Genomic DNA, 26,425 nt, shown 5'->3' with positions numbered 1-26,425 from the left:
GTCGCAGCGTCACGGCGCGCTGGCTCAGCTACCAAGTTGTACGTGTTGGATTATGCGGCTAAGTCGCTCTCTCCCTCGGTCGCTTCGAGTTCACTGCACGAAGAAGCCTCTGTAAGAAGCGGACGAGAGCGGCTTTTCGAGAACTTCGGTCCAAAGCATGCGCCGTTTGGTTAAACTCCGTTCCGCCAAGGACGCCTTGAATGTAGCCAGAGATTGTGTCTGCCGCCATGATGAGCGTCGTATCAAGCGTATGGATGTACTTGCTGGTCATCGAACCTTTGGCATGCCCCACGAGCGCAGCAATGGTTACCTCGGTAAAGCCGAGGTCGTTGGCGATACTCGCGAAGCTATGACGTAGAACGTGCAGGGTGATGTCCCATAGCGGGGAGTGTTCAAAGATGTGCTTCCATTGATTTGGGAAGCTGCCGAACGCATTGTCATCGCCTTGCCCCGGGAACACGTATGTGCATGAAGTATCCTTGCGCTGGCGCTCGAGATATTCGACCTCGAGATATTCGACAACGGGTAGGCCGATGGGCCGGATAGATGCTCCTTCCTTGCTGTCCTCCAGCCGCAAGCAACTCGACTCGGTGTCAACTTCCGTCCATTTCAGATTGATCATCTCGCTGCGTCGACAGCCGGTCAGCGCAATTTGCCGAACGATGTCCAAGAACGTTACGTATTTCTCCCCGACGGCTTCTCGTAGCATCCGACCCAACGTTCGGTGTTCCGCCTCCAAAGGCGTCTCTTTCGCACGTTGTCTTTCGGTTTTCGAATTCCATGCGCCGGATTAATAGCGATAATTCCCAATTCTACGGCGTAGGTGAGAATGCCTCCAAGAAGGCCAACAGTTCGAGTTGCTGTTCCGGCGCCGCCTCTTACGACGGCCCTTCCTCTCAGCTTCTCGGTCTCCGATCCGTGGACGTTCGGAAAACGGGTGGTCGACCCATTGCAGGTGATCGCTCGGTTCGCCTTCGACGAGATCGAAATCCAACTGCTGCGTGACGACCGAGGCCGCCGCGTGACCATGGGCGAGGCTGCGTGCGACAGGGATCCCGGCTGGCAGGCGCCCTTGCGTCTGCGGGCCCGACGCGCAGCGCGCCTCAACCACGCACCACGCCGGCCCGCGCCTTCAGAAACTCGCGCGCAACGATCAGCTTCTGCACTTCGGTCGCGCCTTCGTAGATGCGCAGCGCGCGGATCTCGCGGTAGAGGCTCTCCACGATCTCGCCCTTGCGGACGCCGCGACCGCCGAACATCTGCAAGGCGCGGTCGATGACGCGCTGGGCGGTCTCGGTGGCGGCGAGCTTGGCCATCGCCGCCTCGCGCGTGGTCGGCAGCTTCTGCACGTCGCGGCGCCAGGCCGCGCGGTAGGTCAGCAGCGCTGCGGCATCGGTCTCGGTCGCCATGTCGCCGAAGGCGGCCTGCGTCATCTGCAGGTCGGCCAGCGCGCCGCCGAAGATCTGCCGGCTCGAGGCATGCGCCTGCGCCTCGTCGAGGGCGCGGCGACCGAAGCCGAGGGCCGCAGCCGCCACCGAGGCACGGAAGATGTCGAGCGTCTGCATCGCCAGCTTGAAGCCGCCGCCGGGCGCGCCGAGCCGGCGGCTGGCCGGGATGCGGCAATTCTGCAGGCGGAGCGTCGCCAGGGGATGCGGTGCGATCACCTCGATGCGCTCGGCGACGGAGAAGCCGGGGTCGTCCGGGAAAACGACGAAGGCGGAGATGCCGCGTGCGCCGGGCGCCTCGCCGGTGCGGGCGAACAGCGTGTAGACGTCGGCGATGCCGCCATTGGAGATCCAGGTTTTCTCGCCATCGAGCACGTAAGTATCGCCGTCCAGCCGCGCCGCGCAGGCCATCGCGGCGACGTCGGAGCCCGCCTCCTTCTCGGACAGCGCGAAGGCCGCGAGCCATTCGCCGGAGCGCACCTTGGGCAGCACGCTGGCACGCAGCTCCGGCGAGCCGCCGAGCGCGATCGCGCCGGAGCCGAGGCCCTGCATGGCGAAGGCGAAATCGGCGAGGCCGTCGGCATAAGCGAGGGTTTCGCGCGACAGGCAGATTGCGCGCGAGTCGATCGCGGTAGCGTCCGCGTCCGGCGCGACGACCGCGCTGTCGAGCAGCCCGGCTAGGCCGAGCGCACGCACGATCTTGCGGCAGGCGGAATCGACGTCACTGTGATCGACATCGTCGAGGCTGCCCGAGCCGACGAAGCGATCGAGCGCCTCGCACAGCCGATGATGCCGCGGCTCGAAGAACGGCCAGTCGAGCCAGTCGCGCGGGATCACCTTGGCCGATGCACTCATGATGGACCTGTCCGCCAGATTATTTTAAGTATAAAATAATTGGCGATCGATCGGCTTGTCAAGGTTCCGGCAGCGTCATCCGCGACCCGCCGCATCCGGTGCGCTTCACTCCGCCGCCTTGCCGAGCTTGCCGAACACGCGCGTCGGCGCCGGGAAGCCGCAGGACGTGCCGTCGGTGATCTTGACCTGATCCTCCCACGGCAATCGATAGGTGCCGGCGACCATGTCGTGCATGAAGGTGTAAGGGCAGTCCATCGCGCCGCCTTTCACCGCGACATAGCCGCGGTGCCAGAGCTGATAGATGTTGTTCTCGACGCCCCAGTTGATGCGGGCCTCGCGCACGAGATCGGGGCGCACCTCGGCGGTGATGATCTCGTCGGGCCGCCCCGTCGTGCCGTGCGCGAGAATGCTGCCGTCGAAATTGACGATCATGCCCTCGCCCATGGAATCGAACGAGCCATCGGAGCCGCACATGCAGACATTGGCGGTGACCATCAGGTTCTGGAACGCGTTGGCCTGGTTGGTGAAGCGCCAGCTGTCGCGGATCGGCGCGGTGTAGCCGGCGGTGCGGATCATGATCTCGGCGCCCTTGTAGGCGCATTCCCGCGCCATCTCCGGGAACATGCCGTCATGGCAGATGATGAGTGCGATCTTGGCGCCACGCGGTCCCTCGATCACGGGGATGCCGAGATCGCCGGGCTCCCATGGCTCGACCGGAATCCACGGATGGAGCTTGCGGTAATACAGCTTGATGTCGCCGTGGTCGTCGATGATCAGACCCGAATTGTAGGGGTTGCCGTCGGGGTTGTGCTCCATGATGGAGAAGCAGCCCCAGATCCTGTTGTCGATGCAGGCCTGCCTGAAGGCTGCGACCTCAGGCCCGTCGCGCCGGCACATGATCTCCGGATTGGTGTCCATCGACAGGCCGTGCAGCGAGTACTCGGGGAAGACGACGAGATCCATGGTGCCGAGATTGCGCCGGGCCTTGCCGACCATCCAGACGATCTTCTCGGTCTGCCGCGCGAGGTCCTCTTTTGTCGCGACCACGGGAAGCTGAAGCTGCACCAGCCCGATGACCACGCCGTTGTCGGATTTGTTGAGACCACCTAAGCCGTTCATGCCGGACCTCCCAGAATGTCGCCGCTGCGCGAGACGTTGCCCAAGACAACCACGATTTCACGAGAGCCGCGCGCCGATATTTCAGCCCGCCATTTGCCGCTTGCGGAGGCAGACGCCGCCGGCGTTTCGGGAGTCAGATGACAGATGATCGTTGCAGGCGCGCTTGGAACCGCGTCAGCGCGCGGCCGAAAACGGCCGCATCACCGGTCGCGCGCGCCAGCACCAGTGCGCCCTGGATGCCGAGCACCACCTCCTCGGCGCTATCGGCGGCCCGCGCCGCCGGCCAGCCGCCGCGGACCAGCGCCTCGCGCAAGGCCTCGATCCAGCGCGTGAAGTAGCTGGCGATGGCGGCCGCGAAACGATCCCGCGTCTCGTCGAGCGCAAACGCCCCGACCAGGCAGACGCGGCGGCCGGAGCGGAAGTAGTCGTCGACGCCGCGCCACATCCGCGGGATCGACTGCTCCGGCGGATCATCGCGCAGCGGCGCATAGATCTCGCGCTCGAACCAGGCATCGACATGCGCCAGCACCGCGCGCCCCATCTCGTCCTTCCCGCCTGGAAAGAAGTGATAGAGGCTGCCTTTGCCCAGTCCCGTCGTCTCGGTGATCCGGCTGAGCGAGGTGCCCTCGAAGCCGAACTCGCGGAACACCTCGGCGATCAGCGGGATGACGTCAGCGCGCTCGTTGAGCGTCCGCATGGCTCTGCCTGCTTCAAAGTCCCAATTCGGTCAGGCCGGGATGATCGTCCGGCCGGCGCCCGAGAGACCAGTGGAATTTGCGATCGTCCGCCTTGATCGGCAGGTCATTGATGCAGGCGTAGCGGCGCTGCATCAGCCCCTGCGCATCGAACTCCCAGTTCTCATTGCCATAGGAGCGAAACCAGTTGCCGCTGTCGTCGTGCCACTCATAGGCGAAGCGCACCGCGATCCGGTCGTCGCTGTGGGCCCAGATCTCCTTGATCAGGCGGTAGTCGAGCTCCTTGGCCCATTTGCGGGTGAGGAAGGCGACGATCTCGGCACGGCCGGTGATGAACTCGGCGCGATTCCGCCACCGGCTGTCGGGCGTGTAGACCAGCGACACGCGCTCGGGGTCGCGGCTGTTCCAGCCATCCTCGGCCATGCGCACCTTCTGGGTCGCGGTCTGCAGCGTAAACGGCGGAGCGAGAGTGCTCACGGGACATCTCCTTGTGTACCATCTCGCATACTCTGTACTGATTGGTACAGATCGTCAAGCCGCTTATGTCGAGCGGAGCTCCCGGCACAAGCTCGGCCGCATGCAATCCGGTGGACGTGCGAAGGCCTATGCCGGCGGTGCCCCTCTACCGAATGCGCGCGCCGCGACAGTCAGAACCCTTGTGTGCTCAGCGGAAATTCGATGTTCTGCTAAGGGAACCGACCGCGCCGCGGGGGCGACACGGTCCGCCGGCTACACTTTTGAGGATATCGGACATGTCGATGCTCACGCCGCATGGCGAGTGCCTGCTGTGGACACCTGAGCTGATCTGGGTGAACACGGTGTCCGACATCCTCATCTCGTTCGCCTTCTTCACCATCGCGTTTGTGCTCGCCTTCATCGTCTATCGCCGCCGCGACTTTCAGTTCAGCTACATCTTCTGGGCCTTCGCGCTGTGGGTGTCCGTCTGCGGGATGACACGACTGATCGAGGTGCTCACGATCTGGGTTCCGGCCTACAGCCTGGAGGCGGCCACCAAGGGCTTCCTGGCCTTCATGTCGATCGGCATCGCCTCGGCGCTGCTGCTGATGCTGCCGCGGGTGCTGACGATGCCGTCCCGCGCCGATCTGCGGAACGCCTATGCGCAGCTTGAGGAGGAGACGCGGCAGCGGCGCACCGCCGAAGCCATGGTCAAGCGCTTCCAGGAGATCGAGGCCACCGAGGCGCAGGTGCGGCAGGCACAGAAGATGGAAGCGATCGGTCAGCTCACCGGCGGCGTCGCCCACGACTTCAACAACATCCTGACCGTGATCACCGGCACCATCGAGATCCTGGCCGACGCGGTGAAGGACCGTCCGCAGCTGGTGCAGATCACCAGCCTGATCAACTCGGCGGCCGCCCGCGGCGCCGATCTCACCCGCCATCTGCTCGCCTTCGCCCGGCGCCAACCGCTGCAGCCGCGCAGCGTCGACATCAACGGCATGGTGGTCGACACCGCCCGCCTGCTGCGCCGGACGCTCGGCGAGCAGATCGAGATCGAATCCATGCTGGCGCACGATTCGGCGCCGGCCATGATCGACCCCAGCCAGCTGTCGACCGCGATCCTGAACCTCGCGCTCAACGCGCGTGATGCCATGCCGGACGGCGGCAAGCTGACCCTGGAAACCAAGAACGTCCTGCTCGACGCCGCCTATGCGCGCATGAACCCGGAGGTGATCCCCGGCAACTACGTCATGATCGCGGTCAGCGACACCGGGGAGGGCATCCCCGCCAACCTGCTCGACAAGGTGTTCGAGCCGTTCTTCACCACCAAGGATGTCGGCAAGGGCGTCGGCCTCGGGCTGAGCATGGTCTACGGCTTCGTCAAGCAGTCCAACGGACACATCAAGATCTACAGCGAGCCGGGGCACGGCACCTCGGTCAAGCTGTACCTGCCGCAGGCCAATACCGATGCGGATGCGGCACTATCAACCGTCAGCGCCGAGGGCATGGAGCGCGGCGACGAGACGATCCTGATCGTCGAGGACGATTCGCTGGTGCGCGAATATGTCATCGCCCAGATCAAGCGGCTCGGCTACACCACGCTCGCGGCCAGCAAGGCCGACGAGGCGCTGGCGCTCATCGATAGCGCGGCGCGGATCGATCTTTTGTTCACCGACATCATCATGCCCGGCGGCATGAACGGCCGCCAGCTCGCGATCGAGGCGCTGAAGCGGCGTCCCAGCCTCAAGGTGCTGTACACGTCCGGCTATACGGAGAACGCGATCGTCCACCACGGCCGCCTCGATGCCGGCCTGCTGCTGCTCACCAAGCCGTATCAGAGCGCCGATCTCGCACGCATGCTGCGGACCGCACTGAACTCTTGACCGTGCGATGCGCGACGCATGATCCGGCTTGGGCACGCGCGTTTCCGGGCGGTGATGCGCACCTTCTTGCGGAGCTGAGGGACTTGAATGGCTGAGATGTTTTCACGCGGGCTGGCCGCCGTGCAGGCCTATGCGTCGGCCGATGACCCGCAGTCCGACATCGCCGCCAAGGTCGCGCTGGTCATCGTCTCCAACCAGCCGTTCTATCCGCTCTATCTCCATGCCATCGTGGGCACGGCGGCGTGGCCGGCCTGGCTGACGTTGCTCACGGCGCCATTGTTCGCCAGCGCGCCTATGCTCGCGCGGCGCAATCCGTTCGCCGGCCGCGCCCTGATGGTCCTGACCGGCACGGTCAACACGGTGTTCTCCGTCAAGCTGTTCGGCGCGCAGAGCGGCGTCGAGCTGTTCTTGCTGCCTTGCGCCCTGCTCGGCGCGCTGCTGTTCCGGCCAGCGGAGCGCCTGATGTCGTTGCCTTTGTTGGGACTGCCATTCGTGTCCTATCTGCTGATCGATCCCCGCCTTGGCGAGCCGCTGATGAAGGTCGCCGACTCCAATTTCGCGTCGCTCGTCGCGATCAACGCGACCAGCGTCGGCGCACTGACGGCCCTGATCGGGATCCTCGCTGCCGCACGCATGGCGACGCAGTAAGGCGCAGCAAGCCCGCCTCGTCCCTGCTCAAGACTTCGACGCCCAGATCGGCCCTGGCGCGCCGCCGCTGCGGCGGCGGCGCCACATCTGGTCGTAGAGATCCTGCAGCGACCGGGCATAGGCGGCAGCGTCGAACAGCGGCGCGGCCAGCCGGTTGCGCCAGAGCCTGGCCTTGGCCGCCTGCAGCAGATCCGGCTCGGCGGCGAGCGTCAGCGCCACCGCCAGATAGTCGGCCTCGTCCGATGCAATGAGCTCGGGACATCCGACCGCATGTAACAGGCTGCCGGCGACCCGCGAGGCAAACGTGTCCCCGGCGCAGCTCACGATCGGCACGCCAGCCCACAGCGCGTCGCTCGCCGTGGTGTGGGCGCCATAGGGTGCGGTGTCGAGCACGAGATCGGCGAGCTGGAGCCGGCGCAGATGCTCGCCTTGCGTCGTTTCCGGCGCGAACAGCAGGCGACCGGGCGCCACGCCGCGCCGAAGCGCCTCGCCGCGCAGATTACCCTCGGCCCGATCGGACGCCAGCAGCCACAGCACGCTGTCCGGCGTCGCGTCGAGCAGGCGGCACCACAGGTCGAACACCGCGGGCGTGAACTTGTAGGCCTGGTTGAAGCAGCAGAACACGATGCCGGCGTCCGGCAGGCCGACCTCCGCACGGGTCGGCGCCGGGCCCAGCGCTGCCCGGCCGTGCGGCTGGTACGAATGCGGCATGTAGGCAAAACTCTCCGAATAGTCGGCCGCAACGGCCAGCGGTGTCATGAACGGATCGGTGATCATGTAGTCGCAGATGCCGCCGCCCAGCGTCCCGGGATAGCCGAGGAAATTCACTTGGACCGGCGCCGGATGCAGCATCAGGATTCCGGTTCGGGCACCGCGCGTATAGCCCTTGAGGTCGACCAGAATATCGATCTGCGCGGCATGCACCGCGGCTGCGGCGGCGCTGTCGCTCAGCGCGGTCACGTCATGAAAGCCGTCGAAGACGGCGTGCAGCCGGCCCCGCATGGCGCCGCGATCGTCGGCGCCGAATGAGAAGGCGTGCAGCTCGCAGCGATCGCGGTCATGCGCCTCGAGCGCTTCGATCAGCAGATGCGCCGTGGCGTGGTCGTGGAAGTCGTTTGAAAGGTATCCGACACGAAGCTTGTCGCGGAATGTCAGATCGAAGCGAAAATCCAGCCGCGCCCGCTCGGCGCCGCTGGCGGCGATCCGGTCGCGGGTCCACAACTCGGAGCAAAGGCGATGCTCGCCGGCGCTCATGCCGGGCACCGAGAGCAGCAGGAACGGCGGAATCTGCCCCGATCGCGCCTGCGCCAGCGACAGCCGGACATCGGTCGACGACCGGGCGAAATCATCCCAGGCACACATGCCGCGGTCGCGCCCGAGCGATCTCATTCAGGTCCATCCATGGCGGAGGCTGAAATCAGACCCAGCAAGTCCTGCGCCAGACCCCGGTCGGCAGATGAAATGGAGACGCGCTGTGACAACTCCCTCGCTGTAGTTCGGGCGCCGATCGCGCCGCGGGAATGACGCGCTGTGTCCGAAGAACTACGCGGCCGCCATCTGCAGGTGCGACGGCCGGGAGGAGGCTCCGTGATGGCTCATATTGTAGTTGATGTTCGCCGGCGGTTGCGACGGCGCCTGGCGAGCGACGAAATAATCCTCGAGCTCGGCGACCGCACGGCTTTCCCATTCGACGGCCTGCATCAGCAGCGAGTCGCGCTGATGCGGGCGAAATGCCGCGGTCTGGCGGTACAAGGAGGCGATGGTCCGATAGCGCCTTACGTTCTCGAGAACCGCTTCCCCGTTCATGATGCACTCCCCTCTCCGTCCTCCAGGACGCGCCGAAGGTGCACGTGCGCGCTTTGCGAAATCGTTAGCGGGCGGGACAGCGTGTCCGGATGGTTGGCGAATCGTTGCCTAACGCACTGCGGCGGATTGTCCGGTTCGTGGAAAGAGGTCGGTATCAGTTGACCGCCCATCCGGATTTACAATGACTTAAGGTTAAGACCGTACGCGCAGAAAGTGACGCCGTCACAGACACCTACGATCACGAGTGTTGTAGTTGGACTACAGCCTAACAGGCCAAATTGTGAGAAAAGCTTGTCTCAATGTTGCACATTTTAATTGAGGATTGTGACCGATGAAGACCCTTGCCTCAGCCGTCTCTTTGCTCCTCGCCAGCTCGCTCGGCGCATTCGCCGCGGATCTGCCGGCCCGCTACACCAAGGCTCCTCCCCCGGCCGTGATCTACAATTGGACCGGCTTCTACTTCGGCGGCAGCGTAGGCTACGGCTGGGGCCGGTCGAACTTGAACACGACGCTGGACCAGACCAGCAGCTGGGCGGTCGAAGGCGCCGCCTTCCAGAATCAGTTCGTCAACATCAGCAACAACCGGCTCAATCCAGCCGGCGTGCTCGGCGGTCTGCAGGCCGGCTACAACTGGCAGAGCGGCGCCGGCGTCTTCGGCATCGAGGCCGACATCAACGGATCGGACCTCAACAAACGGACAGTCTACACGGCGGCCAACCCGCCCACGACCCGCACCTTCAACGAGAGCATCCGGAACGACTGGTTCATGACCCTGCGCGGCCGCGCCGGTTACGCGGTCGATACGACGCTGTTCTACGTCACCGGCGGTCTCGCGGTCGGCAATGTCAAGGGCAGCTGGGATCTGACCTCGGCAAACGGCTACACCAAGACCGCCTCGGCCAACGAGACGCGGGTCGGCTGGACGGTCGGCGCCGGTGTCGAGCATGCGTTTGCGCCGAACTGGACCGTCAAGGCTGAGTATCTCTACACCGACCTCGGCAGCATCAACTACACCTCGGCCTACGTCCCGGGCAGCACCTTCGCCCCGCCCGGCTCGAACTACGTCGAGCGCCTGTCCCAGGACTTCTCATTCCACACGGTCCGGGTCGGCGTGAACTACAAGTTTGGTGGCCCGGTGGCCGCGCGTTACTGATCGCCGTCATCCATAGCGACGCCATTCAAGGAAAAACCTCGGCCCAGTGCCGAGGCTTTTTTGTTGGGGTCGAGGGCAGGTCAGGCCGCCGCGATCGCCGCCCGGAAGCGCCGCAAGGTCAGCGCCAGGACCACGGCGCCGATGGCGGCGACCGCAGCGAATTGCGGCCACACCACATCGATGCCGGCGCCGCGATAGAGGATCGACTGGGCGAACGACACGAAATGCGTCGACGGCGACGCCTTCATGATCGTGGCGAGCCACACCGGCTGGCTTTCCACTGGCGTCATCCCGCCAGACAGCAGGTTCATCGGCACGGCGACGAGGATATAGAGCAGGCCCAGCTGGGGCATCGATCGCGCGATGGTGCCGAGAAACAACCCGACGGCGGTCGCGAAGAACAGATAGAGCACGGTGCCCACCATGAACAGCGGGATCGAGCCCATGATGGGCACGTGCAGATACCACCGCACGACGGCATAGAGCGCGATGGCGACGGCGACCGCGATCACCAGCGCGTTGGCCCAGATCTTCGACATCGCGATCTCGAATGGCGACAGCGGCATGACCAGCAGATGATCCATGGTGCCATGCTCGCGCTCGCGCACCAGCGCCGCGCCGGCCAGGATGATCGCAAGCATGGTGACGCTGTTGATGATGCCCATCACGCCTTCGAACCAGGCGGTCGTGACATTGGGATTGAACGCGATCCGCGTCACCAGATTGACCGGGGAGGGCGAGGATGTCTCGGAGCGGGCCACGAACCAGGCGACCTCGGTGTTGATGATCTGCAGCGCATAGCCGGATCCGATTCCCGCCTGGATCATCGCGGTCGCATCGACGTTCAGCTGCACCGACGGCCTCCGCCCGGCAAGGACGTCGCGCTGGAAGTTCGGCGGGATGTCGAGCACGAACGTGAAGCGGCCGCTGTTCATGAGCCGCTCCACCTCGCCCTGGCTGATGTAGACAGGCGGCTGGAAGTAAGGCAGCTGGAATACGCTGGCGATCCGACGCGACAGCTCGGAGCTGTCCTCATCGACGACGGCGATCGAGGCGCGATGCAGCTCCTGCGAGCTGCTCTGCGCCTGGCTGATCACCGCCACCGTGAACGAATAGATCACGAGCCCGATCAGCACGACGTCGCCGAACAGGCTGCGCAGCTCCTTGGTTCCGAGCCAGAACACGTTGGAGAGCGAGCGCATCATGGCTCACGCCTCCTGCTTTGGCAGCATCGCCAGGCTGAACCCGGTCAGGACGGGAATGAAGATCAAAAGGATCAGGATGTCGGCGCCGACATCGGCAAAGCCCAGCCCCTTGGTGAAGGTGCCGACCGCGATCGGGCGGTAGTACGTCATCGGGAAGACCATGCCGATCAGCTTGGCCACACCGGACAGCGACGACACCGGGACCAGCATGCCCGAGAACTGCGTGGCGGGCAGCACGGTGAGGATGGCGGTCCCGAACAGAGCCGCAATCTGGGTGCGGCAGAAGGTCGAGATCAGCATGCCGAAGCCGGTGGTGGTGACGACATAGACGAACGTACCGACCATCAGCGGCAGAAGGGCCCCCTTGAGGGGCACGCGGAACAGGACCGTCGCCATCACATACATCAGCACGAAGTTCACCAGCGCGACGGCGATGTAAGGCAGCTGCTTGCCGAGCAGGAATTCGAGCCGCGTCACCGGCGTGACATAGAGATTGGTGATCGACCCCAGCTCTTTTTCGCGCACGACCGCGAGCGCCATCAGGATGGCCGGAAACAGCGCGAGCAGCAGCGCGATCGTGCTTGGGGCCATCGCGTAGATGCTGTCGAAGGATTGGTTGTATTTGAACCTGATCTCGACATTGACCGACGAGGCCGGCAACGGCTGCGTCGTCTTGACGGCGGGATCGGAGAGATAGAGCTGATGCGTGCCCTCGAGATATCCGCGAATGGTTTCGGCGCGGAACGGCATCGCGCCGTCGATCCAGGCCGACACGAAGGCCGGCCGGCCGCGCTTGATGTCGACACCGAAGTTCGGCGGGATTTCGATCGAGGCCTTGATGTCGCCGCTCTTCATCCGCCGTTCGAGCTCGGCATAGTCCGCGAGCGGTGGCCTTTCGACGAAATAGCGCGAGCCTCTGAGCTCCGACAGATAGGCACGGCTCTCCGGCGACTGATCGCGATCGAGCGCGGCGAAGGTCAGGTTGTTGACGTCCGTGGAGATGCCGAAGCCGATCACGATCATCAGGAACGCCGTTCCGAACAGCGCGAACATCAGCCGGATCGGGTCCCGGATCAGCTCGAGACCTTCGCGGATCGTATAGGCGAGCAGCCGCCGCAGACTGAAGGCGGCCTGCCCCCGGTCGTCCTGCGGCCGATCGACGAGACGCGGATCGGGCTTCGCCTGGGTCAGCGTGACCGGCGGATCGGCGACGCCGGCATCCTGCTCGAGGAAGGCGATGAACGCCTGCTCCAGCGTCTGCGCGCCCTTGGCGCGGATCAGCCCGTCCGGCGTATCGGTCGCCAGCACCCGCCCCTCATGCATCAGCGACAGCCGGTCGCACCGCGCCGCCTCGTTCATGAAATGCGTGGAGACGAAGATCGTCATCTCATCCTGACGCGAAAGTTCGATCAGCAGGCGCCAGAACTGATTGCGCGCGACCGGATCGACGCCCGACGTCGGCTCGTCCAGGATCAGCAGATCGGGTCCGTGGACGATCGCCACCGCGAGCGACAGGCGCTGGCGGATGCCGAGCGGAAGATCGGCCGCGAGGCTGTCGATATGGTCGGTGAGGTCGCAGCGCTCGACCAGTTCGGCAATCCGCTTCCCGGCAGCGGCCAGCGGCAGATGGAACAGCCGCGCATGCAGCACCAGGTTCTGCCGCACCGTGAGCTCGCCATAGAGCGAGAAGGCCTGTGACATGTAGCCAACGCGGCTGCGCGATTCATGATTGCCGGCCTCCATGGAGCGGCCGAAGATCAGCGCCTCGCCTTCGGTGGGCGGCAGCAGCCCCGTCAGCATCTTCATCGTCGTGGTCTTGCCGCAGCCGTTCGAGCCGACGAAGCCGAAGATCTCGCCCTTGCGGATCTGGAAATTCACGCGGTCGACCGCGGTGAAATCGCCGAAGCGGCAGGTCAGGTCGCGCGCGACGATCACGGTCTCGTGGCTGCCGTCGAGCTCGGACTTCGCCGGCATCTCGGCCCGGTCGCGCGCCGGGCGGTCGGGCAGCAGCGCGACGAACGCGTCCTCGATCGACGCCGCCTTGGTCTGCGCCTTGAGCTCCGCTGGCGTGCCGGTCGCGAGGATGCGCCCGTCGTTCATCGCGATCAGCCAGTCGAAACGCTCGGCCTCCTCCATATAGGCGGTCGCGACGATGACGCTCATGCCCGCCGTGCTGCGCGCGCGCAGGCGGTCGATCAGGTCCCAGAATTGCCGGCGCGACAGCGGATCGACGCCGGTGGTCGGCTCGTCAAGGATGAGAAGATCGGGATCATGGATCAGCGAGCAGCACAGGCCGAGCTTCTGCTTCATGCCGCCGGACAGCTTTTTCGCCGGCCGGTCGGCGAAATCGGACAGCGCCGTCGCTTCCATCAGCTCGGCGATGCGCCACTCGCGCTCGGACCTCGACTGGCCGAACAGCCGGGCAAAGAACGCGATGTTCTCGCGCACGCTGAGATCGGGATAGAGATTCTTGCCGAGGCCCTGCGGCATGTAGGCGATCCGCGGACACACCTGGGTGCGGGCGCGCCGGTCCGCCATGTCGACGCCGAGCACGCGCGCTTGGCCGTCCTGGATCGCGCGCGCGCCGGCCAGGATCGACAGCAGCGACGACTTGCCGACGCCATCGGGACCGATGAGCCCGACAACGCGGCCGGTGGGAATATCGATCGAGACATCGTCGAGCGCGACGACGTCTCGATAGCGCTGCGAGACGTTCCTGACGATCGCGACCGGAGGCGCATCGCCGATCGTGTCAGCCGTCATGGCGACACGTGCAGACGCGCCGGCCATGCGACGTCCGGATTCCACCGGACATACGCCACGCCCGGCAACCCGCTCCTCACGGCATCGGCGTGCGCGGCCAATCTATCCTGATCGACGCGCACACGGATGCGAAACATCAGCTTGTCGCGCTCGCTCCGGGTCTCGACCGTCTTCGGCGTGAACTGCGCCTGGCTCGCCACGAACGACACTTTCGCCGGGATCGGACGATCCGGATAGGCGTCGAGCACGATGCGCGCCTCGGTGCCGATCTTGACCTTGCCGACCTCCTCGGTCGGCAGGAACACGTCCATGTAGACATAACCGATGTCGAGCATGGTGAAGATCTTGCCTCCGACGGCGAGGACTTCGCCGACATTGGCGAGACGATATTGAATGCGGCCGGGCTTCGGCGCGATCAGGGAGTTGTCGGCGATCTGGACGGTGTAGAGCGCGACGTCGTGACGAACCGCTTCGAGCCCGCGTTCGGCTTCGAAAATTCGCGCCTGCGCGCCGGCGAGACCGGCGGTGGCATTGTCGAGCGCCTGCTGACGCTGATCGGCCAGCTCGCGTGTGGTCCAGCCGTTCTGCAGCAGGCTGCGCGTGCGCTCCATCTCCTGCTCGGCGAGCGTCTTGTGCGCCTGCAATTGCGCGAGATTGGCGCGGGCCTGATCGACGACGTGCTGCGCCTGCTCGGCCTGGGCCTGCGCCTTCGACAGCGACTGCTGCAGCTCCTTCGTGTCCATCCGCGCCACGATCTGCCCGGCCTCGACGCGATCACCGATATCGGCGCGCAGCTCGGCGACGCGCCCGGCAAATTTGGTCGCGATGTCGATCTGGTCAGCCTCGATGCGACCGTTGCTGACGCTGATGCCGAGCGGCAGCGGCGGATGCAGCCGCTGCCACCAGACATAACCGCCACCGCCGGCGACTCCGCCGGCGAGCACGAGCAGCAGAAGCGGCCACAACGCCCACCTGCGCCGCGGCTGATGGGACACGGGAACAGGCACCGCCGACGCGGGAACGACAGCGCCGGGCTCAGCACGCACGTCCTGAACGGGCCGGATGTCGCTGACGAGCTCGGATTCCTGCTGATTCATTCCAAAAACGCCTTCGTCGCTGAAGCAGGCGTTCCGTTTGCCATACGCACGCAGAAATCCGTTGACGCAGCTCAATCGCCATCAGGCGGCACGCGCCGGCGGCTCAGCCAGCCAATCACATTTCAGTTATGGCGTTGGTTGATGCTCAAGCGTTCATCAGGGGCTGAACGTCGCGAGCTGTGCGGCGAGCGCCTCGCGAACGCGCGGGACGACGTCGGCATAGTCACGTCGCGCATCCTGGCGGAACAGCCGCACGCTCGGATACCACGGACTGTCGTCACGGCCGAGCAGCCAGCGATAGTCCGGCGTGAAGGGCAGCATGATCCAGGTCGGCTTGCCCAGCGCGCCGGCCAGATGCGCCACGCTGGTATCGACGGTGATGACGAGGTCGAGATTATCGATCAGCGCCGCGGTATCGACGAAGTCACCGATGTCGGCGGTGAGATCGAGAATATCGTCGCGCGCGGCGAGCGCGGCCTTGTCGGACGGCCGAGGCTCCTTCTGCAGACTGACGAACCGCGCGCCGATCTCGAACAGCGGCGCGAGCGTCGGCAACGGCATCGAACGGTTGTGATCGTTGAGATGCGCGGGGTTGCCCGACCAGACCAGGCCCACCCGCAAGCGGTCATGCGGACCGAGTCGCTGTTCCCAGATCGCCCGGCGCGCCTCGGGAGGGCGCGGCAGATAGCACGGCGCGGCAGGGATCGTGTCGAGCCGAGTGTCAAACGCGAGCGGCAGGCTCGACAGCGGACAGTGATAGTCAATGGCAGGCAGCGCATCGATGCCGCGGGCAAGACACTGCGCCACGCCGTCCAGGCCGGACAGAAGCGGCTGCAGCGGCGCGTCGACCTCGAGCACGACGCGCGCGCCCCGCGCGGCCACCAGGGTGGCGTAGCGCGAAAACTGGATCGTGTCGCCGAGCCCCTCGTCGCTATGGAGCAGGATCGTCTTGCCGGCGAGGGGCGCGTCGGCAAGCCACAGCGGCGCCTCGAAGCTGCGCTCGACAAACCCGACGGCACGGCATTTGCGTCCCCATTCCCGCGCCGCCCAGCCACGGGCGAAGTCGCCGGTCAACAGCCGGAACAGCGCCGCGTTCCAATGCGCATCGGCCAGATCAGGCCGCAGCGCGACGGCGCGATCGAAGCTTTCGAACGCCTCTGCGAAGCGATGCAGCTCGGCCAGCGACGTGCCGCGATGATTGTGGAAATCCGCGGTCTGCGGCCGCAGCGCGATCGCCTTGTCGAACATGGCGACGGCGTCATCATGACGGCCGAGGTTCTGCAGGATGCATCCATAGCCATTGGCGAAGTCGGGATTGTCAGGCGCCAGCACCTGCGCGCGATGGCCGAGAGTCTCGGCTTCCTGGTAGCGGCGCAGCCGCCGCAGCGCGATGCCCTTCAGGTACAGCACGCCCGCCTGATCCGGCATCACCGCCAGCGACTGCCCGAAGCGCGAGATGGCCTGCTCGTAGTGGCCAGCATCGAAATGAAGCGCTCCGGCCTTGTTGGCCGCCTCGACATGATCTGGCTTGAGCTGTGCCATCTGATCGAAGGCCAGCGCCGCCTCGTCACGCCGGCCCTGGGCTTCGAGCACCTCGCCGAGACGAAACCACGTCGCGGCACGATCGGGCGCGAGCTGCAGCAGCCGATCGCAGGCCAGCGCCGCCTCGGCGTGCCGCTCCCTCAGTTGCAGCAGTTCGCCAAGCGCATCCCAGCTCTCCACCGCATCCGGCTGCAGCTGCAGCGCGCGATCATAGGCCTTGATCGCTTCATCGACGCGGCCGGAGTCCCGCAGCGCCTGCGCCAAGCCGACGAAGGACTCCGCTGCGGAAACGTCCTGCCGAACGGCGCGGGCAAACCACTCGATCGCATCATCGGCGCGCCTGAGCGCCAGGCAGACCCGGCCCATCGCACGTAGCGCGTCGATGGAAGCCGCATCCAGCGTCAGGGCGCGGCGGCACGCATCCTCGGCCTGCTCGAGCTGTCCGGCGCGCAGCAGCCGCAAGGCGGCGGCACACAGCGCATCAGGCGTATCGCTGTGGCCCATCGATCCGGATTTGACCGGGGGCTTGCCGGCGGGCCGGCGCGGCTTGTGCTTCATCAGGGGATCTCTGCGCTCGTGCTGCAAGCGGTAGATGATTCCCCGATGCGCGGAAAGATTGCGTGGGCGTCAGGAGACCGGTGCCGGCGCCAGCGGCACCGCCTCGAGGCCGCCGAAGCGACGCTCGCGGCCGCGGAACGAGGCGAGCGCCTGCGCCAGATCTGCGGCATCGAAATCGGGCCACATCCGCTGGGTGAAATGCAGCTCGGCATAGGCGCCTTCCCAGAGCAGGAAATCGGATAGGCGCTGCTCGCCGGAGGTGCGGATGATCAGGTCGACGTCGCGCAAGCCGGCTTCGCCCGTCACGAGGTCGGAGAACGCCGCACGCGTCAGGCCGTCGATCTCGCGGGCCTTCGCTGCGGCCTCGAGGATCGCGTCGCGCGCCGAGTAGTCGACGGCGATGCGCAGGTGCAGGGTGCTGCCATTGCGGGTTGCCGCTTCGGCCCGGCCGATGGCGTCGGCGATGCCGCCGGGCAGCCGGTCGCGGCGGCCGATCACGGAGAGGCGGACGCCGTTGCGCACCAGCGACTCCACCTCGCTGGCGAGATAGACCCGCAACAGCGCCATCAAGGCGGCGACCTCGGCACGCGGGCGTCGCCAATTGTCGCTGGAGAACGCATACAGCGTCAGCGTCCCGATGCCCTGGTCGGGCGCGGCTTCGACGACGCGACGGATCGCGTCGACGCCCGCCTCGTGCCCGCGCAGCCGCGACAAGCCCTTGCGCGTCGCCCAGCGGCCGTTGCCGTCCATGATGATGCCGACATGCAGGCCATCCGACACAGCAGGCGATTTCGGTTGCAGACTACTTTGCATTGCAAAGCTCCAGGTCAAAAAAATGCGATGCGCGATTCAGACGCGGCCGGGGATCAGGCCGACCGACGATGGCGTATGCTCCTTGCCGGCCGCGGCCGCGGCGTCGCGGACGAGGCGCTCGAGCACGGCGAGATAATCGAGGAAGCGGCGGCGTCCCGCCTTGGTCAGCCGACAAGTGGTGTGAGGGCGATTGCCCTCATAGCCCTTGGTGACCTCGACGAGGCCGGCCTCCTGCAGCACCTGCAGGTGCCGCGACAGATTGCCGTCGGTCAGCCCGCAGAGCTGCTTGAGGTCGGCAAAAGCGAGACCCTTGGGGTGCGCCATCAGCGAGGTGAGCAGGCCGAGCCGGGCCTTCTCGTGGATGACGCGATCGAGGCCGTCATAGGAGAACGGCGCGCTGCCGTCAGTCTTCGACATCGGACTCTCCGGTCGCAAAATACAGAATGCCCGCCATCAGCCCCTGTCCGATCGCGAACGGAAGCCCCATCGTCCATGGCGACAGCGCATGCGTGGCGCTGCCCACCAGCAGCACCGCGAAGCCGGCCAGGAAATAGAACGCCCCGGCCAGCGCCACCGTGCGCGGCAGCGAGCGCACCGACGCAAACACGCCGAGCGACATCAGGATCTGCCACAGGCCCGGCAGCATCCACAGCGCCTCCGGCGCGAACTTCCACAAGAGCACCGCGAGCAGCACGCCAGCGATGCCCGCCGGCAGGAACTGCTCGACCGCCTGGTGGATCATCGCGTCCGCAAGGCCGGAATGATGCCGGCGCGACCGCGCCCGCATCTCGAACCAGATCATCGTCAGCGAGACACAGGCTGCCGCCGCCCATCCGAGCAGGAACGTCCACGCGTCCGCCGTCGGGTCGCGCAGAAACAGCTGCTGAAGCAGTGCCGTGACCAGCGCAACGGCCGAGGTCGCGGCCATCGTCGCCGGCCCGTAGCCGCGAAATGCCGTGCCCGCCGCAAGCTGGCTGCGGATCGCAATGATGTCCGCCAGCGCCTTGTCGAGGTCGCGCATGTCTCACCTGAAGCCGGGACCGGCTCATTCAACTTTGCAATACAAAGTATATACGAACGCAAAGTCGATGCAAGCCCGCGCGAACCCGGAGCGCGCCTGCGTCAGCCGATCGGCCGCGCGTGCCGAGTTCGGTCGAGGGTGTCAGTAATACGAATAGCGGTGCACGCGGCGCGGCGGCGGCATGTCGACATAGACCGAGGGGCCGCGGCGGGCAGGATCGAACGCGACGCGCGGATTGATGCCACAGCCTGCATTGCGCCCAGAGGCGCTCGCCCGGCACTGCTCGAAGGTGTGATAGGAGCAGTCGCCGGGATAGCCGACGCCCCGGCCCTGCACACACCAGGGATAGTCGTAACCGCCTGCGGAGGCCGGCGCGGCGGCGCCGCCAAGTGCAACGCCGACGAGGCCGGCTGCCATCATCATCACCTTGCGCATGATCTGTTCCTCTTCTGGCCGGAGGGTTGCACCACACCGGCATGGTCAAAAAACGACAAATCGGCGGAACGGATCACCAACCAAGGCAGTGACGTGTCGCATGCGCGGCGCGTCACCTTCAGCCCTCGACTCCCGTCTGGCGGGCCGGCGCCGCATCGAGAACATGTTGCGGCGGCCGACCAGCGATTGCGTCGCTTCGTCCTATTCGACCTTCAGGCCGGCGAACTCGACGACCTTCTTCCACTTCTCGGTCTCGGCGACGATCTGGGCGCCAAACTGCTCCGGCGACTGGATCAGCGGCTCGCCGCCGAGGTCGACCAGACGCGCCTTGATCTCTGGCTCGGCCAGGATGACGTTGACCTGCTTGTTGAGCTTCTCGATGATCTCCTTGGGCGTGTTCTTCGGCGCGCCGATGCCGAACAGCGCGCTCGCCTCGTAGCCGGGCACGGTCTCGGCGACGGCCTGGACGTCCGGCAATTGCGGCGAACGCTGCTGGGTGGTGACGCCGAGCGCCCGCAACGAGCCGGAGCGGATGTGCTGGATGATGGAGGGCATGTTGTCGAAGATGACCTGCACCTGGCCGCCGAGCATGTCGGTGATTGCGGGCGCCGCGCCGCGATAGGGCACGTGCTGCATCTTGGTGCCGGTCATCGCCATGAACATCTCGCCCGACAGATGCACCGAGGTGCCGTTGCCGGACGAGGCCATGTTCACCTTGCCGGGGTTCTCCTTCAGGTAAGCGATGAACTCGGCGACGTTCTTGGCCCCGATGTCCTTGTTGACGGTCATCACGTTGGGGACGCGGTTGAGCGAGGCCACCGGCGCGATATCGCGAACGAAATTGAACTTCAGGTTGGTGTAGAGGCTCGCATTGATGTAGTTGGCCGGATTGACCAGCAGCACGGTGTGGCCGTCGGCCGCCGCGTTCACGACGGCATCGGTGCCGATATTATTGCCGGCGCCCGGCTTGTTCTCGACGATGAACTGCTGACCGAGCGCCTCGGACAGCCGCTGGCCGATCAGCCGCGCCAGGATGTCGGTCGCGCCACCCGGAGGATAACCCACCACGAAGCGGACCGGACGGGTGGGATAGTCGGCCGCGGACGCTTTGCCAACGGCAGCGATGGACGGAACGGCGGAGGCGATCAGACCAAGCGCGGTACGACGTGAAATCATGCGTTTCCTCAGGCATTATCGTTGAGCGGCGGCTAACGAGCCGCCGGGATCGACTGTAACAGAGTGCCGCGATGGCGGCGAGATCGATATCCAATCAGGAGGGAAGAGCCCCATGCCGATCAAGGTCGATGCGCTCGATCATCTGGTCATCAATGTCGCCGACGTCGACCGCACGACGGCGTGGTACCAACAGGTGCTGGGCATGACGGTCCAGGTGTTCGATCCCGGACAAGGCAAGGTGAGGCGCACGTCGTTGCTGTTCGGGAACCAGAAGATCAACGTGCGACCGAAGGACGCGGACAAGGTCGACTGGTTCACGGCTGACCATGTAGCGGCCGGCAGCGACGACCTCTGTTTCCTCACCGCCAGCACCCCAGACGAGGTGGTGGCGCATCTCACGGCGCTCGGCATCGCTGTCGAGGAAGGTCCGGTCGCCAAGCAGGGCGCACGCGGCACCCTGCGCTCGGTATATTGCCGCGACCCCGACGGCAGCCTGATCGAGATCTCCTCGTATCAGGATTGAGCCGAGGCCGCCCTGAGGTCATTTCGTCACGGTCTCGCCGCTCTTGTCCATTTTCGCGACGATCTCGCTGCGCGACCATCCGGTCAGTTGCGCGAGATCCGTCGCCTGCGTGGCGAAACGTGCGGCGAGACTGTCCCGGTAGGTCTTCGCCGCGGCACAGGACGCCTCGCCGCGCCAGGGATGGCGCTGGACATAGCGGCCCTGGAAATTGCTGCGGTCCTTGGTCTCGGCGAAGACGATGTCCTCGGGGAAGGACTTCGCATCGTAGCGCACGTGCAGCCGGGTCACGAAGGCGTTGGCTCCGGCCGCGCCCCGGCGGAGGCTGAAGGCGGTGTCATCGTCGCTGCCGATCCAGCGCGCGCCGAGCTCGACCAGCTCCTTGTTGCTCATGGGGTCGGCGGCGCAGGGATCGCACCAGGCCATATCCCAGGCATATTCGACGAACACCGCCTGCATGTTCTCGCGCGCGACGGCCCGCTCGAACAGCGCCTTGTAGAACGGCCCGAACTCGTCCTTCACATAGAGCGGGACATCGATATCGGATGGGATCTTCACCGTGCGATAATTGGCCGCCTCGATGCGGCCACTCCTGGTGAGTGCATAGATGATCAGGTCCTGCGGTCCCCTGGCGTTGACCGTGCCGAGCCGCAGCGGCACCATGAACTTGGGACTCTGGTACCGCACCTGCAACGGCCGCAGGGTGCCGTTGCCGATGTTCTTCATCCGCTCGACATTGACCTTGGCGACGAAGAATCGCATGCCCTGCCTGATATAGCTGCCGAGCACCGCGTCCGCGCCCTGCGGAATGCGATAATTGTTGTCGGTCAGCCAGCGCGTCAGCCCGTCGCTCTCCTGCGCCGACAGGATCAGCACGTCGTATTCGGCGACGTCGTAGCTGGCCTCGACGGTGACGCCATAGTTCCGCCGGGCCATCTCATAGACAGCGCCTGCCATCATCGGCGCCGCCGGCATCGCCCGCGCCGCAACGACGACCGGCGCGCATGGATCGGCATCATGATATTCGACCAGCCGCGGCGCGGTGTATTTGTCGAGATGGTCGATCGTCTTCGGCTCGACCACGCCGATCTGCTTGCGCTCGATGAAGGTCGGCACGGGGACGACCACCGCGAACTCCTTCACGTCGCCCTCGAAGTCGCTGGCCATCGTGATCGCAGTCTGCTCGCCATCGCGGGCGAGCACGACCTTCGATGACTGGTTGAACAGCTTCGCGTCGGCCTGGGCGACATAGAAGCCGCAGAACGCATTCGCCGGCGCCATCGCCGCGTTCGCCAGGATCGCGATGGCCGCGACGCCGGTGCGGAAGAGCTTGCTGTAACGCAGGGTCATGTCGACACTCCTTCGGGAACGGACGAACGCCAGGAAAAGCGGGTCTCAGGGACGAGTCGGTCGAGCAGCAGCGTGAGCGGCGACAGCGCGATCAGCGACACGTAGAGCGCCGGCCGCATCTGCAGGACGAAGGTGAGGTAGTACGCAGCGACCGCAACGCTCAGCGCGAACAGCAGCCGGCCGACGCGCGAGTCCGGCGAGGTGCGCGGGTCGGAGATCATGAAGAAAGTGAAGATCAGCAGCGAGCCGCTCTGCAGCTGATGCACGGGGATCGCCAGGGGATCGCCGAGCCAGGCGGCGCGCAGCAGCAGCAGTGCGGCATGGCTGGCGAAGAAATAGACTGCGATGTCGGCGCGCCGGGAGGCGCTGAGCACCAGGATCGCGAAGAAGCCGGCGAGGCTCGCGAACCAGATCTCCGTCCCCCATTGGCCGGGCGAGATCCACACGCCCTTGGAGCTGAACAGCAGCACCACGATCGCCAGCCCCGCCGGGTTGAACACGTGCTTGCCGTCGATGCGCAGCACGAATTTCGAGCCGATCGCGATCATTGCCGCCGCCGCATGCAGCCACAGCGCATCGGCGCGCAACAGCAGGCTGAGCGACAGGCCGGTAATCAATGGTGACTTGAGATCGAGCGGCGCGCCGGAGATGCGGCAGCAGGCCGCCTGCGTGAGCAGCGCCGCCGCGACCGCGATCACGCTCGCTGCGGGACGCGCACCGAAATCGATCACGGCGAAGTTGATCGTGAGCAGCGTCGCCAATGCCGCGATCTGGAAATAGCGGGCATCGGGCAGCCGCCATGGTCGTGGCTCGGCCTGCATGCAAACCTCCGGGCGTGTCTTGCCGCGCCATTGGTCGCCCGCGAACGGAGACGGGTTCAATCCCGATTTGATCGCAGCGACGCAAGGTGGCAGAAGATGACGACGAGAACGAAGCGGCCGGAGACAGGCCGTACTCAAGAACGACGGGAGCGAAGATGAAGGGAACGACGATGGCAGCGGGCACCGTGACGCCGTTCGACGGCATGGACGTGCCCTGGCTGTTGAAGCTGCGCAGCGAGACCCGGCGCGACCATCCGTTCCTGATCTCCGCGCCGTTCGATGCACCGGCGCGCCGCTGGACCTACGGCGCGTTTCACGAACGTGTCGGTGCTTTGGCTGCAGGATTGGTCAAGCGCGGCGTCCAGCCCGGCGATGCCGTGCTGATCCATCTCGACAATTGCGTCGAGGCGATGCTTGCCTGGTTTGCCTGCGTCGAGCTCGGCGCGCTCGCCGTCACCACCAACACGCGCTCGGCGGCCGCCGAGATGAGCTACTTCGCCGACCATTGCCGTGCGGTGGCCGCGATCACCCAGCCGGCCGATGCCGAGATGATCTCGGCGCATTGCCGCGATCTCAAGTGGATGGCCGTGATCTCGCACGATCCGGGTCAGGCGGAGGCGTCGGACGTCGGGCGAGGCGAGCGCTTCGAATCGCTGTTTGCCGACAGCGCCGACCGGCCGCGGCGCGCGGTCGATCCGCTCGCGCCGTGCAGCGTGCAGTACACGTCGGGCACGACGTCTCGGCCGAAGGCGGTGCTGTGGACGCATGCCAACGCGCTATGGGGCGCCAAGGTCAACGCCGCTCATGAAGACCTGCATCAGGGCGACGTGCACCAGACCTATTTGCCGCTGTTCCACACCAACGCGCTGGCCTATTCGATGCTTGCCACACTCTGGGTCGGCGCGACCTGCGTGATCCAGCCGCGCTTCTCGGCGAGCCGGTTCTGGAGCGTGGCGCTCGAGCACGGCTGCACCTGGACCTCGACCATCCCGTTCTGCATGAAGGCGCTGCTCGACCAGGAGGTGCCGAAGCATCACAAATTCCGGCTGTGGGGCACGGCGGTGTCCGAGCCGCCCGCCTTCGCCAAGTTCGGCATCAAGATCATCGGCTGGTGGGGCATGACCGAGACCATCACCCACGGCATCGTCGGCGAGGTCGACCAGCCGAACGCGCCGATGTCGATCGGTCGCGCCGCGCCGGAATACACCATCCGCATCACCGACGATGACGGCCGGCCGACCGAGGTCGGCGCCACCGGCAATCTCGCCATCAAGGGCGTGCCCGGCCTGTCGCTGTTCGCTGAATATCTCTACAACGCCGAAGCGACGTGCACGAGCTTCGATGCCGACGGCTTCTTCCTGACCGGCGATCGCGTCACGCGCCTGCCCGACGGCTTCATCAAGTTCGGCGACCGCACCAAGGACATGCTCAAGGTCGGTGGCGAGAACGTCGCGGCGTCCGAGATCGAGCAGGTGATCATCACCGTGCCCGGCGTGCGCGAGACCGCCGTCGTCGCCAAGAAGCATCCGATGCTGGACGAGGTGCCGGTTGCGTTCGTCATCCCGCAGGTCGGGGTCGCGCGCGAGGAGCTGCCCGAGAAGGTGCTGGCCGCCTGCCGCGCCGGCCTCGCCGACTTCAAGGTGCCGCGCGAGGTGAAGCTGGTTGACGAGATGCCGCGCTCGACCCTGGAGAAGGTCGCAAAGGCCGAGCTGCGCAAGTTGCTGGATTGAACCGAGGTTACGACACGCGGTCCTAATGCGCGCCCATCGCGACCGGGCGAAACGCCTGCAGCAGCTGCTGGTCGAGCTTCGGGCCCATGTTCTCCATGATCTGAAACGCGCGCGCATGCGTGAAGGCCGGTCGATAGGCGCGGTGCTCGATCAGCGCGGCGTAGATGTCGACGATCGTGGTGAGGCGCACGATGTCGCTGATCTGCTCGTTGTGCAGCGCGTCGGGATAGCCGGAGCCGTCGAGGAACTCGTGGTGATGCAGGATCACGTCGAGCATCTCCGGCGGGAAGCCGCCCTGCCGCCACAGCGCCTCGTAGCCGCGGCGCGGATGCTGGCGCAGCAGCGCGATCTCCTCCGCCGTCAGCTTGCCCTGCTTGTCGAGGACGGCGACCGGAATGAACGCCTTGCCGACGTCGTGCAGCAGCGCCGCGCGGACCAGCCGGCGCTGATCGTCGTCGCGCATGCCCAGATGAATCGAGAAGCCGACCGCGAGGCCGGTCACGAACAGGCAATGCCGATAGGTGTCGTTGTGATGGCAGCCGACCACGGTCATCCACTCGCGCAGCGAGGAGTGCTTGATCGCCTTCAGGATCTTGTTCTCGGCCGCGACGATGTCCTCCATCGTCAACTGGACGCCGGCGGGCAGCTTCTCGAAGATCTTGACCATGACGGCCTGCGCCGCCTCGACGCCGCGATTGAGCAGCTTGCCGCGATCGGTCTCGTCATAGCCGTCGTCGGCGGGAAGCGCCGAGCGGATGCGCTGCAGCACGTCCGCGGGGCTGAACGGACGCGCGATGGTGTCGGTGGCGCCCAGCGCCCATGCCTGCATGGTGGCATGGTGCAGCGCCTCGGCGAGCACGAACAGGCGGGGCACCTCGCTATAGGCGCGCGACGAGAGCTTCTTGCGCACCCGCTGCACGCTCTCCGGCGAGCGCAGGTTGATGTCGACGATGACGCCGGAGAAGCGGTTGCCGGGGTTCTCGGGGATCTCGGTGGTCGGCATCATGTCGACATCGCCGACCGAGCGCAGGATGCGCGCCAGCTCGCTGCTCTGGTCACCGCGATCCGACGCGAGCAGGAGATGGCGCCTGGTCGCGGTCTGGGTCACGGTCTGCTTGGCTGTCGCGCTCATACGTGCTCGCCCCCTGCGGTTTGCTGCCCATGCAAGTTACCGGCATACGGGTTCGTCGCGGCTTAAGCCGATCATTCAAGCTGTATCGTTTCAGGTGAGCGAGACGTTAAGGGAATCGTTCAAATCGTGCGGCGCGGGGATGTGACTGCGGCGCAAAAAGCAACCGCCGGAGACGAGCTCCGGCGGTTCCCAGATACGG

General features: G+C 65.7%; 23 protein-coding genes and 1 pseudogene. 5 read left to right on the top strand and 19 right to left on the bottom strand.

Translation table 11 applies throughout. The annotated features are described in order from the left end of the window. Positions 1–50 precede the first annotated feature (50 nt). The 5 genes and pseudogenes from QX124_RS11590 to QX124_RS11570 form a co-directional block, all read right to left on the bottom strand. A pseudogene (locus QX124_RS11590) lies at positions 51–912 on the bottom strand (tyrosine-type recombinase/integrase); the annotation flags it as partial. 191 nt (positions 913–1,103) lie between these two features. Next, the gene (locus QX124_RS11585; RefSeq protein ID WP_315797219.1) at positions 1,104–2,300 is read right to left on the bottom strand and encodes an acyl-CoA dehydrogenase family protein; all 1,197 of its coding nucleotides are present in this window, start codon (positions 2,298–2,300) and stop codon (positions 1,104–1,106) included. 105 nt (positions 2,301–2,405) lie between these two features. Further along, positions 2,406–3,419, bottom strand: a complete 1,014-nt coding sequence (locus QX124_RS11580; RefSeq protein ID WP_315735457.1) for a formamidase — start codon at positions 3,417–3,419, stop codon at positions 2,406–2,408. A 133-nt stretch (positions 3,420–3,552) separates the two neighbouring features. Beyond that, entirely contained in the window at positions 3,553–4,116 is a 564-nt protein-coding gene (locus tag QX124_RS11575; RefSeq protein ID WP_315797218.1) for a TetR/AcrR family transcriptional regulator, read from the bottom strand. A 13-nt stretch (positions 4,117–4,129) separates the two neighbouring features. Beyond that, positions 4,130–4,591, bottom strand: coding sequence for a nuclear transport factor 2 family protein (locus QX124_RS11570; RefSeq protein ID WP_315784325.1), 462 nt, complete (start codon positions 4,589–4,591; stop codon positions 4,130–4,132). A 275-nt stretch (positions 4,592–4,866) separates the two neighbouring features. On the opposite strand from QX124_RS11570, the gene QX124_RS11565 reads away from it, so the two are divergent. Together QX124_RS11565 and QX124_RS11560 are read left to right on the top strand one after the other, a co-directional pair. Next, a complete protein-coding gene (locus tag QX124_RS11565) occupies positions 4,867–6,456 on the top strand; it encodes an ATP-binding protein (protein ID WP_315797217.1) in 1,590 nt (529 codons plus the stop codon). A gap of 87 nt (positions 6,457–6,543) precedes the next feature. Continuing rightward, on the top strand, positions 6,544–7,104 hold the full coding sequence (locus QX124_RS11560) for a hypothetical protein (RefSeq protein ID WP_315797216.1): 561 nt from the start codon (positions 6,544–6,546) through the stop codon (positions 7,102–7,104). 27 nt (positions 7,105–7,131) lie between these two features. On the opposite strand, the gene QX124_RS11555 is transcribed toward QX124_RS11560, so the two are convergent. Continuing rightward, entirely contained in the window at positions 7,132–8,493 is a 1,362-nt protein-coding gene (locus tag QX124_RS11555; protein WP_315797215.1) for a UDP-N-acetylglucosamine-peptide N-acetylglucosaminyltransferase, read from the bottom strand. 153 nt (positions 8,494–8,646) lie between these two features. Then, positions 8,647–8,910, bottom strand: a complete 264-nt coding sequence (locus tag QX124_RS11550; RefSeq protein WP_315797214.1) for a hypothetical protein — start codon at positions 8,908–8,910, stop codon at positions 8,647–8,649. Positions 8,911–9,241: 331 nt separating this feature from the next. Here QX124_RS11550 and QX124_RS11545 point away from each other — a divergent pair, with 331 nt between their 5' ends. Then, positions 9,242–10,063: a porin family protein gene (locus QX124_RS11545; protein ID WP_315773282.1), complete on the top strand. Its 822-nt coding sequence runs from the start codon at positions 9,242–9,244 to the stop codon at positions 10,061–10,063. An 80-nt stretch (positions 10,064–10,143) separates the two neighbouring features. Here the strand turns inward: QX124_RS11545 and QX124_RS11540 are convergent, their stop codons facing one another. From QX124_RS11540 to QX124_RS11500, 9 genes are all read right to left on the bottom strand, one after another. Continuing rightward, the gene (locus QX124_RS11540; protein WP_315784333.1) at positions 10,144–11,268 is read right to left on the bottom strand and encodes an ABC transporter permease; all 1,125 of its coding nucleotides are present in this window, start codon (positions 11,266–11,268) and stop codon (positions 10,144–10,146) included. A 3-nt stretch (positions 11,269–11,271) separates the two neighbouring features. After that, entirely contained in the window at positions 11,272–14,031 is a 2,760-nt protein-coding gene (gene rbbA / locus QX124_RS11535) for a ribosome-associated ATPase/putative transporter RbbA (RefSeq protein ID WP_315797213.1), read from the bottom strand. Then, complete coding sequence (locus tag QX124_RS11530; protein ID WP_315773287.1) at positions 14,028–15,128, bottom strand: HlyD family secretion protein; 1,101 nt, start codon at positions 15,126–15,128, stop codon at positions 14,028–14,030. Before QX124_RS11530 ends, rbbA begins: the two co-directional genes overlap by 4 nt. Positions 15,129–15,284: 156 nt before the next feature. Further along, positions 15,285–17,228, bottom strand: a complete 1,944-nt coding sequence (locus QX124_RS11525; RefSeq protein ID WP_315797212.1) for a tetratricopeptide repeat protein — start codon at positions 17,226–17,228, stop codon at positions 15,285–15,287. Positions 17,229–17,297: 69 nt separating this feature from the next. Next, positions 17,298–18,041, bottom strand: a complete 744-nt coding sequence (locus QX124_RS11520) for a di-trans,poly-cis-decaprenylcistransferase (protein ID WP_315775781.1) — start codon at positions 18,039–18,041, stop codon at positions 17,298–17,300. 36 nt (positions 18,042–18,077) lie between these two features. After that, the gene (locus QX124_RS11515; protein WP_315735483.1) at positions 18,078–18,458 is read right to left on the bottom strand and encodes a transcriptional regulator; all 381 of its coding nucleotides are present in this window, start codon (positions 18,456–18,458) and stop codon (positions 18,078–18,080) included. Next, entirely contained in the window at positions 18,445–19,062 is a 618-nt protein-coding gene (locus QX124_RS11510) for a hypothetical protein (RefSeq protein ID WP_315735485.1), read from the bottom strand. The genes QX124_RS11515 and QX124_RS11510 overlap by 14 nt, the downstream gene beginning before the upstream one ends. A gap of 141 nt (positions 19,063–19,203) precedes the next feature. After that, positions 19,204–19,497, bottom strand: coding sequence for a DUF3551 domain-containing protein (locus QX124_RS11505; protein ID WP_315784342.1), 294 nt, complete (start codon positions 19,495–19,497; stop codon positions 19,204–19,206). A 201-nt stretch (positions 19,498–19,698) separates the two neighbouring features. Next, positions 19,699–20,673: a tripartite tricarboxylate transporter substrate binding protein gene (locus QX124_RS11500; RefSeq protein ID WP_315773292.1), complete on the bottom strand. Its 975-nt coding sequence runs from the start codon at positions 20,671–20,673 to the stop codon at positions 19,699–19,701. Between the two features lie 112 nt (positions 20,674–20,785). Between QX124_RS11500 and QX124_RS11495 the strand changes: the two genes are divergently transcribed. Beyond that, the gene (locus QX124_RS11495) at positions 20,786–21,196 is read left to right on the top strand and encodes a VOC family protein (RefSeq protein WP_315775782.1); all 411 of its coding nucleotides are present in this window, start codon (positions 20,786–20,788) and stop codon (positions 21,194–21,196) included. Positions 21,197–21,214: 18 nt separating this feature from the next. Here the strand turns inward: QX124_RS11495 and QX124_RS11490 are convergent, their stop codons facing one another. Continuing rightward, positions 21,215–22,543, bottom strand: a complete 1,329-nt coding sequence (locus QX124_RS11490) for a DUF2330 domain-containing protein (RefSeq protein WP_315797211.1) — start codon at positions 22,541–22,543, stop codon at positions 21,215–21,217. Beyond that, positions 22,540–23,364, bottom strand: a complete 825-nt coding sequence (locus tag QX124_RS11485) for an RnfABCDGE type electron transport complex subunit D (RefSeq protein ID WP_315797210.1) — start codon at positions 23,362–23,364, stop codon at positions 22,540–22,542. The genes QX124_RS11490 and QX124_RS11485 overlap by 4 nt, the downstream gene beginning before the upstream one ends. A gap of 155 nt (positions 23,365–23,519) precedes the next feature. Between QX124_RS11485 and QX124_RS11480 the strand changes: the two genes are divergently transcribed. Then, entirely contained in the window at positions 23,520–25,094 is a 1,575-nt protein-coding gene (locus QX124_RS11480) for an AMP-binding protein (protein WP_315797209.1), read from the top strand. Positions 25,095–25,116: 22 nt separating this feature from the next. On the opposite strand, the gene QX124_RS11475 is transcribed toward QX124_RS11480, so the two are convergent. Further along, entirely contained in the window at positions 25,117–26,226 is a 1,110-nt protein-coding gene (locus tag QX124_RS11475; protein WP_315735500.1) for an HD-GYP domain-containing protein, read from the bottom strand. Positions 26,227–26,425 lie beyond the last annotated feature (199 nt).

Source organism: Bradyrhizobium sp. SZCCHNRI3043 (genome assembly GCF_032377735.1).
Taxonomy (GTDB): Bacteria; Pseudomonadota; Alphaproteobacteria; order Rhizobiales; family Xanthobacteraceae; genus Bradyrhizobium.
The sequence above is the reverse complement of the archived record's forward strand: the minus strand, read 5'-3'. Positions and strand labels throughout refer to the sequence as shown.

What these genes read in the sequence shown, in the direction of transcription:
- QX124_RS11490 (WP_315797211.1), bottom strand. Translation starts at nt 22,543, where the DNA reads ATGACCCTGCGTTACAGCAAGCTCTTCCGCACCGGCGTCGCGGCCATC.
- QX124_RS11545 (WP_315773282.1), top strand. Translation starts at nt 9,242, where the DNA reads ATGAAGACCCTTGCCTCAGCCGTCTCTTTGCTCCTCGCCAGCTCGCTC.
- QX124_RS11575 (WP_315797218.1), bottom strand. Translation starts at nt 4,116, where the DNA reads ATGCGGACGCTCAACGAGCGCGCTGACGTCATCCCGCTGATCGCCGAG.
- QX124_RS11475 (WP_315735500.1), bottom strand. Translation starts at nt 26,226, where the DNA reads ATGAGCGCGACAGCCAAGCAGACCGTGACCCAGACCGCGACCAGGCGC.
- QX124_RS11565 (WP_315797217.1), top strand. Translation starts at nt 4,867, where the DNA reads ATGTCGATGCTCACGCCGCATGGCGAGTGCCTGCTGTGGACACCTGAG.
- QX124_RS11485 (WP_315797210.1), bottom strand. Translation starts at nt 23,364, where the DNA reads ATGCAGGCCGAGCCACGACCATGGCGGCTGCCCGATGCCCGCTATTTC.
- QX124_RS11520 (WP_315775781.1), bottom strand. Translation starts at nt 18,041, where the DNA reads ATGCAAAGTAGTCTGCAACCGAAATCGCCTGCTGTGTCGGATGGCCTG.
- QX124_RS11540 (WP_315784333.1), bottom strand. Translation starts at nt 11,268, where the DNA reads ATGATGCGCTCGCTCTCCAACGTGTTCTGGCTCGGAACCAAGGAGCTG.
- rbbA (WP_315797213.1), bottom strand. Translation starts at nt 14,031, where the DNA reads ATGACGGCTGACACGATCGGCGATGCGCCTCCGGTCGCGATCGTCAGG.
- QX124_RS11500 (WP_315773292.1), bottom strand. Translation starts at nt 20,673, where the DNA reads ATGATTTCACGTCGTACCGCGCTTGGTCTGATCGCCTCCGCCGTTCCG.
- QX124_RS11555 (WP_315797215.1), bottom strand. Translation starts at nt 8,493, where the DNA reads ATGAGATCGCTCGGGCGCGACCGCGGCATGTGTGCCTGGGATGATTTC.
- QX124_RS11585 (WP_315797219.1), bottom strand. Translation starts at nt 2,300, where the DNA reads ATGAGTGCATCGGCCAAGGTGATCCCGCGCGACTGGCTCGACTGGCCG.
- QX124_RS11550 (WP_315797214.1), bottom strand. Translation starts at nt 8,910, where the DNA reads ATGAACGGGGAAGCGGTTCTCGAGAACGTAAGGCGCTATCGGACCATC.
- QX124_RS11480 (WP_315797209.1), top strand. Translation starts at nt 23,520, where the DNA reads ATGAAGGGAACGACGATGGCAGCGGGCACCGTGACGCCGTTCGACGGC.
- QX124_RS11510 (WP_315735485.1), bottom strand. Translation starts at nt 19,062, where the DNA reads ATGCGCGACCTCGACAAGGCGCTGGCGGACATCATTGCGATCCGCAGC.
- QX124_RS11495 (WP_315775782.1), top strand. Translation starts at nt 20,786, where the DNA reads ATGCCGATCAAGGTCGATGCGCTCGATCATCTGGTCATCAATGTCGCC.
- QX124_RS11525 (WP_315797212.1), bottom strand. Translation starts at nt 17,228, where the DNA reads ATGAAGCACAAGCCGCGCCGGCCCGCCGGCAAGCCCCCGGTCAAATCC.
- QX124_RS11505 (WP_315784342.1), bottom strand. Translation starts at nt 19,497, where the DNA reads ATGCGCAAGGTGATGATGATGGCAGCCGGCCTCGTCGGCGTTGCACTT.
- QX124_RS11580 (WP_315735457.1), bottom strand. Translation starts at nt 3,419, where the DNA reads ATGAACGGCTTAGGTGGTCTCAACAAATCCGACAACGGCGTGGTCATC.
- QX124_RS11530 (WP_315773287.1), bottom strand. Translation starts at nt 15,128, where the DNA reads ATGAATCAGCAGGAATCCGAGCTCGTCAGCGACATCCGGCCCGTTCAG.
- QX124_RS11515 (WP_315735483.1), bottom strand. Translation starts at nt 18,458, where the DNA reads ATGTCGAAGACTGACGGCAGCGCGCCGTTCTCCTATGACGGCCTCGAT.
- QX124_RS11560 (WP_315797216.1), top strand. Translation starts at nt 6,544, where the DNA reads ATGGCTGAGATGTTTTCACGCGGGCTGGCCGCCGTGCAGGCCTATGCG.